Genomic DNA, 9,010 nt, shown 5'->3' with positions numbered 1-9,010 from the left:
CCACGCCGCCACCGGCGGCGTCGGCACGGCGGCGGTGCAGATCGCCCGCCACCTGGGCGCCGAGGTCCACGCCACCGCCGACCCTGCCGAGCACCATGTACTGAAGGCAATGGGCATCGACGAGGCCCACCGCGCATCCTCCCGCGACCTGGACTTCGAGAACGCCTTCCGCGCCGCCACCGGCGGCCGCGGCGTCGACGTGGTCCTCAACAGCCTCACCGGCGACCACACCGACGACCGCACCGACGCGTCCCTGCGCCTGCTGGCCGAGGGCGGCCGCTTCCTTGATCCCGGCCGGGCCGACGCACGCGACCCCGAACAGCTGGCCAAGGACTTCCCTGGCGTGGACTACCGCGTCTACGACCTGGTCCCGGACGCCGGGCCGGAGCGCGTCCAGCCGATGCTGGCGGCGCTGGTGGCGCTGTTCGACGAGGGTGTCCTGGCGCCGCTCCCGGTGCGGGCGTGGCCGCTGGCCAGGGCCCGTCAGGCGCTGCGCCACATGAGCCGGGCCGAGCACACCGGCAAGCTCGTGCTGACCGTCCCTCCCGCCCTCGATCCCGACGGCACCGTTCTGATCACCGGTGGCACCGGCGTGCTCGCCGGCCTGGTCGCCGAACACCTCGTCACCACCCACCACATCACCCATCTCCAACTCCTCAGCCGTCGCGGACCCGACGCCCCCGGCGCCACCGATCTCGCGACCCGCCTCGCCGAGCTGGGTGCCACCGTCCACATCACCGCCGCGGACGCCTCGGATCCGGGGGCCCTGCGCCGGGTCGTCGACGCCATCGATCCGGATCATCCCCTCACCGGCGTCGTCCACACCGCGGGCATCGTCGAGGACGCCGTGGTCACCTCGCAGACCCCCGACACCCTCCGGCGCGTCTGGACCGCCAAGGCGACGAGCGCCGCCAACCTCCACCAGGCCACCAAGCACCTCCCCCTGGCCATGTTCACCCTGTACTCCTCCGTCTCGGGCACCCTCGGCAACCCCGGACAGGCCAACTACGCCGCCGCCAACGCCTACTGCGACGCCCTCGCCGCCCAGCGGCAGCACGCCGGCCTGCCGGCCACCTCCATCGCCTGGGGCCTGTGGTCCACCACCAGCGACATCACCGGGCAACTCAGCCAAGCCGATGTGGCACGGATGGGCCGCGCCGGCGTCAGGGCGCTGGCCACCGAACACGCGCTGGCGCTGTTCGACGCGGCACACCGGCAAGGCGACCCGCAACTCGTGGCGCTCAACCTCGACGTGCCCGCTCTGGCCGCGCAGCCGGTCGCCATCCTCCCGGCCGCACTGCGCGGCCTGGCCACCCGCTCGGGCGGGGCCACACGGCGCGCCGCCGCGGCCGTGCAGCGCCCCGACGACTGGACGCGCCGGCTCGCCGGGCTCCCGGCGGCCGAACAGCGGCAGCAGCTGCTCACGCTGGTACGCGGCAACGCCGCGACGGTGCTCGGCCACGCGGATTCCGAGCGCGTCCGGGAGGAGGCCCCGTTCAAGGATCTCGGCTTCGACTCCCTGACCGGCGTCGAGCTGCGCAACCGGCTCTCGGCCGCGACCGGGCTGCGGCTGCCCGCCGCGCTCGTCTTCGACTTCCCGTCGGCGAAGTCGCTGGCCGATTACCTGCGCGGCCGGCTGGTGGCGGACGGGGGGTCGGCGGCCCAGGGCGGTGTGGACCCGGTGCTCGGCGAGCTGGCGAGGCTGGAGTCCACGCTGTCGGCCCTCGATCTGCCCGAGGCCGACGCGCGGGCGGTGACAGATCGGCTTGAGGGTCTGCTGGCCCAATGGAAGGCGGCGTCCGCGCCACCGGCCGAGGACAACGCGGCCGACCGGCTCACGCTCGCCACCGCCGACGAGGTGCTCGCGTTCATCGACAACGAACTCGGCACCTCGTGATGGCTCATCTGCTCGCTTCGACGCGTATGAAGGTCGTGACTACACATGCCGGATGAAGAGAGGCTTGTCGACTACCTCAAGCGTGTGGCGACGGACCTGCACGACACGCGGCGGCGCCTGCGCGAGGTCGAGGAGCGGCACCAGGAGCCCATCGCCATCACCGCGATGACCTGCCGGTTCCCCGGCGGGGTGGATTCGCCCGAGGCGTTGTGGGACCTGGTGGCCTCGGGGGGCGACGTGATCGGGCCGTTCCCCGCGGACCGCGGCTGGGATCTGGAGGGCCTGTACCACCCCGACCCCGACCACCCCGGCACGACGTACACGCGCGAGGGCGGGTTCCTGCGCGACGCCGACACGTTCGACTCGGGTTTCTTCGAGATCAGCCCCCGGGAGGCGCTGGTCATGGACCCGCAGCAGCGCAAGCTGCTCGAGGTGACCTGGGAGCTGTTCGAGCGCGCCGGCCTCGACGCGACGAGCCTGCGGGGAAGTCGGACCGGCGTCTTCATCGGTGCGGCGACCATGGGCTCGGGCACGCCGAGCGGCCCCGCTCGCAAGGAGTCCGAGGGGTATGTGGGCGTCGCGCCCAGCATGCTGTCGGGCCGCTTGTCGTACACCTTCGGCCTCGAGGGCCCCTCGCTGACGGTGGAGACGGCCTGCTCCGCGTCGCTGGTGGCGATGCATCAGGGGATTCATGCGCTGCGGCAGGGCGAGTGCGGCCTGGCGGTGGTCGGCGGGGTGACCATCATGTCCTCGCCCGCAGTGTTCATCGGCTTCGCCCGCCAGCGCGGCCTGGCGCCGAACGGACGCTGCAAGCCGTTCGCCGCCGGCGCCGACGGCACCGGCTGGGGCGAGGGGGCCGGGCTCGTCCTTCTCGAGCGGCTGTCCGACGCCCGGCGCAACGGCCACCAGGTGCTCGCCGTCATCCGGGGCTCGGCCGTCAACCAGGACGGCGCGAGCAATGGCTTCTCCGCGCCCAACGGGCCGTCGCAGCAGCGCGTCATCCGTCAGGCGCTCCTCAACGCCCGCCTGTCGTCCGCCGAGGTGGACGCGGTGGAGGCGCATGGCACGGGCACCCGGCTCGGCGACCCGATCGAGGCCGACGCGCTGCACGCGACGTACGGGCAGCGGCGGCCGGCCGACCGGCCGCTGCTGCTGGGCTCGGTCAAGTCGAACATCGGTCACCCCCAGGCCGCCGCCGGAGTGGCGGGCGTGATCAAGACGGTGATGGCGATCCGGCACGGGCTGTTCCCCGCGACGTTGCACATCGACGAGCCGACGCCGCACGTGGACTGGGGCTCGGGGGCCATACGTCTGGTGACCGAGCCGGTCGAGTGGCCCGAGACGGACCACCCGCGCCGGGCCGGGGTGTCCTCGTTCGGCGTCTCCGGAACCAACGCGCATGTGATCATCGAGCAGGCGCCCGACCCGGACACGAGCGAGACGGACGCGGGCGACCCGGACGCGGGCGACCCGGCCCGGGACACGGAGGGGGCGGCGCCGGCGCGGCAGGCCGTGGTGGCGGGCGGCGTGGTGCCGTGGATGCTGTCCGCGCGGGACGAGGCGGCGCTGGCGCGGCAGGCGCTGCGTCTCGCCGAGGTGGCGGAGGGCGATCCGGCCGCCGACGTGACGGACGTGGGCTGGTCGCTGGCGACGACACGTGCCCGGTTCGAGCACCGGGCCGTGGTCGTGGGCACGGACCGTGCGACGCTGCTCGACGGTCTGGCCAAGCTGGCCGCCGACGAGCCCGACCCCGCGGTCGTCACCGCAACGGCGGGCCCGATCGGCGCCGGCCCGGTATTCGTCTTCCCCGGCCAGGGAGCCCAGTGGCCGGGCATGGCCCGTGAACTCCTCGACTCCTCACCGGTGTTCGCCGCCCGGATCGCCGAGTGCGAGCGGGCTCTGGGGCCGTACGTGGACTGGTCGCTGACGGAGGTGCTGCGCGGCACGGATCCGGCGACGGACCCCGGCCGGGACGACGTCATCCAGCCCGTGCTGTGGGCCATCCACGTCTCGCTGGCCGCCGTCTGGCAGAGCTTCGGCATCACCCCGGCGGCCGTCGTCGGGCACTCCCAGGGCGAGGTCGCCGCGGCGTGCGTCGCCGGAGCCCTCACCCTCGACGACGCCGCCAAGATCATCGCCCTGCGCGTCCAGGCGCTTCGCCCGCTGATCGGGCACGGTGCCATGGCCTCCCTCAGCCTGGGCGCCGAGGACACCGCGCGGCTCCTCGCCGAGCTCGGCGCCGCGGCCGGGGACGTCGCCGTCGCCGCCGTCAACGGCCCGCACGCCACGGTCGTCTCGGGCTCCCCCGACCATCTGGACGCCGTTCTCGAGGCGGCCCGGGAGCGTGGCGCACGCACCCGCACCATCGACGTCGAGTACGCCTCCCACGGCCCCCATGTGGACCGCATCCACGACGACATCGTCTCCGCCCTGCGTGATGTGACACCGGTCGAGTCCGAGATCGCGTTCTACTCCACCGTCACCGCGGAGCGGCTGAACACCGCTGAACTCGGCACCGAGTACTGGTTCGACAACCTCCGCCGACCGGTCCGCTTCGCGGATGCCGTGGGCCGTCTGCTGGCCGACGGGTACCGGGCCTTCATCCAGTGCAACCCGCACCCGATCCTGTCCACGAGCCTGCAGGACATCTTCGAGGAGTCCGGCACCCGCGCCGCCTCCCTCGCCACCCTCCGCCGCGACCACGGCGGCGCGCATCAGCTCGCCCTCGCGCTCGCCCAGGCCCACGCCGCGGGGGTCGAGGTCGACTGGCGCCCCTGGTTCCCTGCCGACCGCGCGCCCCGTACCGTCGAGCTGCCCACGTACCCCTTCCAGGGAAAGCGTTACTGGATACCCGTCGGCGGCAGCGGCGCGGGGGACGTGTCCGCCGCCGGTCTGCGCGCTGTCGACCATCCGCTGCTGGCCGCCGCGGTGAGCCTGCCCGACGGCGGCATGGTGCTGACCGGACGCCTCTCGGCCACAACGGGCGCCGGCTGGCTCGCCGACCACGTCGTCGGCGACACCACGCTGCTGCCCGGGGCGGCCATGGTCGAGTGGGCGTTGCAGGCCGCTCACGAGGCGGGCTGTGCCGCGGTCGAGGAGCTGGCCCTCCAGACCCCGTTCGTGCTGCCCGCCTCGGGGGCCCTGCGCGTACGCGTCGCGGTGGGGCCCGCCGACGACGAGGGCAGGCGGACGGTGGACGTGTACTCGCGCCCCGACGAGCTCGACACCGAGACCCCCGACGGATGGGTGTGCCACGCCATGGGCGTGCTGGCGCCCGAGGCCCCCGAGGACCGGACCGCCCCGCCGGACGCCCCGGCGGCCCCCTGGCCACCGCGGGGGGCGGAACCGCTGGACGTCACGGACTTCTACGAGCGGGCCGCGGCCGGAGGCTACGGCTATGGCCCCGCGTTCCGCGGCCTCACCGCGGCGTGGCGGGACGGCGCCGATCTGCTCGCCGAGATCGCGCTGCCCGAGGCGGCCGGCGAGGGCGCCGACCGGTTCGGCATCCATCCGGCGCTGTTGGACGCCGCCACGCACCCGACGATCCTCGGCGGCGGCCGGGAGGACGGATCTGACGCCGGGCAGGTGTGGCTGCCGTTCGCGTGGAGCGGTGTGTCGCTGTGGGCCACGGGCGCCCGCCGGGTTCGCGTGCGCATATCCCCGGAGGACAACGGGCAGCGGATCTCCCTGACCGACGAGACCGGCGCGCCGGTCCTCGAGGCCGCGTCGGTCGCCGCGCGCCCCACCGGCCTCGCCGAGCTGCGTGCCCTCGGCGCGCGCGCCGCCGAGGGCCTGTTCGTCGTGGACTGGGTGCCCGCGCGAGGCGGGACGGGTGACGCACCGCCCCCGGATGACGGCGGTTGGGCCACGGTGGGCGGCGGTGGCGTACGGCTCGCCGGGGTGGCGGGCCACGCCGACCTGGGCGCGCTGCTCGCCGCGGTGGACGACGGGGCCCCGGTGCCGACGGTCGTCCTCCACCCGGTGCCCGCGACGGCCACGCCCGACGACGGCCTCGCCGCCGTCGGGGGCGTACTGGCCCTGATACGGGAATGGCTGGCCGAACCGCGGTGGCTGGACTCCCGGTTGGTGCTGGTCACCTCCGACGCGGTGTCGGCCGGCGACGACGAGGGTGCGGTGGACCCGGGTGGCGCGGCCGTCTGGGGTCTGGTCCGTTCGGTCCAGGCCGAGCACCCGGGCCGGTTCACCCTGCTCGACGTGGGCGGCGACACGGATGCCGACGCGGGTGGGGGCGAGAGCCTCGCCGAGGCACTGCGCCGGTCCATCGACGCGGACGAACCGCAGGTCGTCGTGCGCGCGGCCGGAACGCTGGTGCCGCGTCTGGTGCGCACCGCCCCGGCGGCCGAGGCCGACACCCCGGAGCTGTCCGGTGGCACGGTGCTGGTGTCGGGCGGAACGGGTGTGCTGGGCGGAGCGGCCGCCGAACACCTGGTCCGCGCGCACGGCGTGGAGCGTGTGCTGCTCCTCTCCCGTCGCGGCCCGAACGCCCCCGAAGCGGCCGAACTGGTGCGGCGGCTCACCGCCCTGGGGGCCCAGGTGGACGTGGCGGCGGTTGACGTGGCCGACCGCGCCGCGCTGGCGGAGACGTTGCGGACGATCCCCGACAGCCACCCGCTGCTCGGCGTGGTCCACTCCGCCGGGGTGACCGACGACGCCCTGGTGGAGTCCTGGGACGCCGACCGGCTCACCCGGGTGTGGGAGCCGAAGGCCACAGGCGCGTGGCATCTGCACACCCTCACCCGCGATCTGCCCCTGCGGATGTTCGTGGTGTTCTCCTCCGCCGCCGGCGTCGTCGGCAACTCCGGCCAGGCCGGCTACGCAGCCGCCAACGCCTGCACCGACGCCCTGATCGCCCACCGGCGCGCCGCCGGGCTGCCCGGGACCTCGGTCGCCTGGACGCTGTGGGAACAGGCCTCCGCCATGACCGAACACCTCACCGAGGCCGACCTCTCCCGCCTCGGCACCCTCGGCATGCGCCCCCTGGCGACGTCTCGTGCCCTCGGGCTCCTCGACGCGGCGTTGCACGTCACCCACCCCGTGGTGGTGGCCGCCGACCTCGACGCCACCCGACTGGGCCCGGACAGCCCCGCCATGCTACGCGCCCTGGCCAGGCCTGCTCGCCGCCGCGCCATGGAACACCATGCCACCGGCCCCACGCTGGCGGGCCGGCTGGCCGGTCTCGACGCCACCGCCCGGCGCGATCTGCTGCTGCAGACGGTCCGCCAGATGGTCACGGTGGTGCTGGGGCACTCCTCCGACACGGCGATCCGGGCCGAGGCCGCGTTCAAGGAGCTGGGCTTCGACTCACTGACCGCCGTCGAACTGCGCAACCGCCTGGCCGGTGCCACCGGGCTGCGTCTGCCCGCGACCCTCGTCTTCGACTACCCCACTCCCCTGGCCCTCGCCGACCACCTCCTGGAACGCCTGACCGCCACCGCCTCCCCCGCGTCCCCCCGGGCCATTCCGTCCAGGGCCGGGGCCGCCGACGAGCCGATCGCGGTGGTGGCGATGGCCTGCCGCTTCCCCGGCGGGGTGACCACGCCCGAGGAGCTGTGGGACCTGGTCGCGGCGGATCGGCATGTGCTCGGCCCGTTCCCCACCAACCGCGGCTGGGACCTGGCCAACCTGTTCCACCCCGACCCCGACCACCCCGGCACCACCTACGCCTCCGAGGGCGCGTTCATGTACGACGCCGACGGCTTCGACGCCGCGTTCTTCGGCATCAACCCCCGCGAGGCCCTGGCGATGGACCCGCAGCAGCGCGTCCTGCTGGAAACGTCCTGGGAACTGCTGGAACGGGCCGGCATCGACCCCCACACCCTCAAGGACAGCCTGACCGGCGTCTACGCCGGCGTCATGTACCACGACTACGGCAACGGCCTGCCCCCCGGCGACCCCCGACTGGACGGCTACGCCGGGCTCTCCGGGACCAGCAGCATCATCGCCGGCCGGGTGGCGTACACCCTCGGCCTCCAGGGCCCCGCCGTCACCGTCGACACCGCCTGCTCCTCCTCCCTGGTCACCATGCATCTGGCCGCCCAGGCCCTGCGGCAGGGCGAGTGCGACCTGGCGCTGGCAGGCGGCGTGACCGTCCTGGCCACCCCCGACGTGTTCACCGGGTTCTCCCGGCAGCGGGGTCTGGCGCCGGACGGCCGGTGCAAGCCGTTCGCCGCCGCCGCCGACGGCACCGGCTTCGGCGAGGGTGTCGGCCTGGTGCTGCTGGAGCGGCTGTCGGACGCGCGGAGCCACGGGCACCGGGTGCTCGCCGTACTGCGCGGTTCGGCGGTCAACCAGGACGGCGCGAGCAACGGCCTGACGGCGCCCAACGGGCCCGCCCAGCAACGCGTCATCCGCCGGGCCCTGGCCGGAGCGGGACTCGACCCGGCGGATGTGGACGCCGTGGAAGCGCATGGCACGGGCACGACGCTGGGCGACCCCATCGAGGCTCAGGCGCTCCTGGCCACCTACGGCCAGGAACGCCCTGCGGACCGTCCGCTGTGGCTCGGATCCGTCAAGTCCAACATCGGCCACACCCAGGCCGCCGCCGGCGTCGCCGGGGTCATCAAAATGATCATGGCCATGGTCCACGGCCGGCTGCCCGCCAGCCTCCACATCGACGAACCCAGCCCGCACATCGACTGGACCACCGGAAACGTCCAACTCCTCACCGAACCCACCGACTGGCCCGCGACCGACCGCCCCCGGCGCGCCGCCGTGTCCTCCTTCGGTGCCTCCGGCACCAACGCGCACCTCATCCTCGAACAGGCCCCGGACCGCCCCGGAGACGGGCCGGCGGCGGACCGCCCCGCGCCCGTGGCCGTGGCCTGGCCGCTCTCCGCCCGCACCGACGAGGCCCTGCGGACCGTGGCCACGTCCCTCGCCGACCGGCTGGGAGCCGACGACACCACGCCGGTCACGGACGTGGGGTGGTCGTTGGCCACGGCCCGGGCGACATTCGAACGACGAGCCGTGATCATCGGCAGCGACCGCCAGGAGATGACCGCCGCCCTGGACGCCCTGGCCCGGAACCTCCCCCACCCGAACCTGGTCGCCCCGCTCCCCGTCGCGCCCCCGGCGGGCGACACGGTGTGGCTG

The 9,010-nt window shown here is 74.5% G+C and carries 2 protein-coding genes; both read left to right on the top strand.

Annotated features, from left to right (window positions below; all coding sequences use genetic code 11):
- Nucleotides 1-1,897 (top strand): KR domain-containing protein (locus tag CCN51_RS00750; protein ID WP_143675700.1); only part of this gene is annotated, 1,897 nt, incomplete at its 5' end.
- A gap of 45 nt (nt 1,898-1,942) precedes the next feature.
- Nucleotides 1,943-9,010, top strand: a 7,068-nt coding sequence (locus tag CCN51_RS00745) for a type I polyketide synthase (RefSeq protein ID WP_143675699.1), incomplete at its 3' end; no start/stop codon positions are given.

Origin of the sequence: Streptomyces milbemycinicus (assembly GCF_002154605.1) — a bacterium.
GTDB classification, from domain to species: Bacteria; Actinomycetota; Actinomycetes; order Streptomycetales; family Streptomycetaceae; genus Streptomyces; species Streptomyces milbemycinicus.
This window is presented reverse-complemented; position numbering and strand designations above follow the sequence as displayed.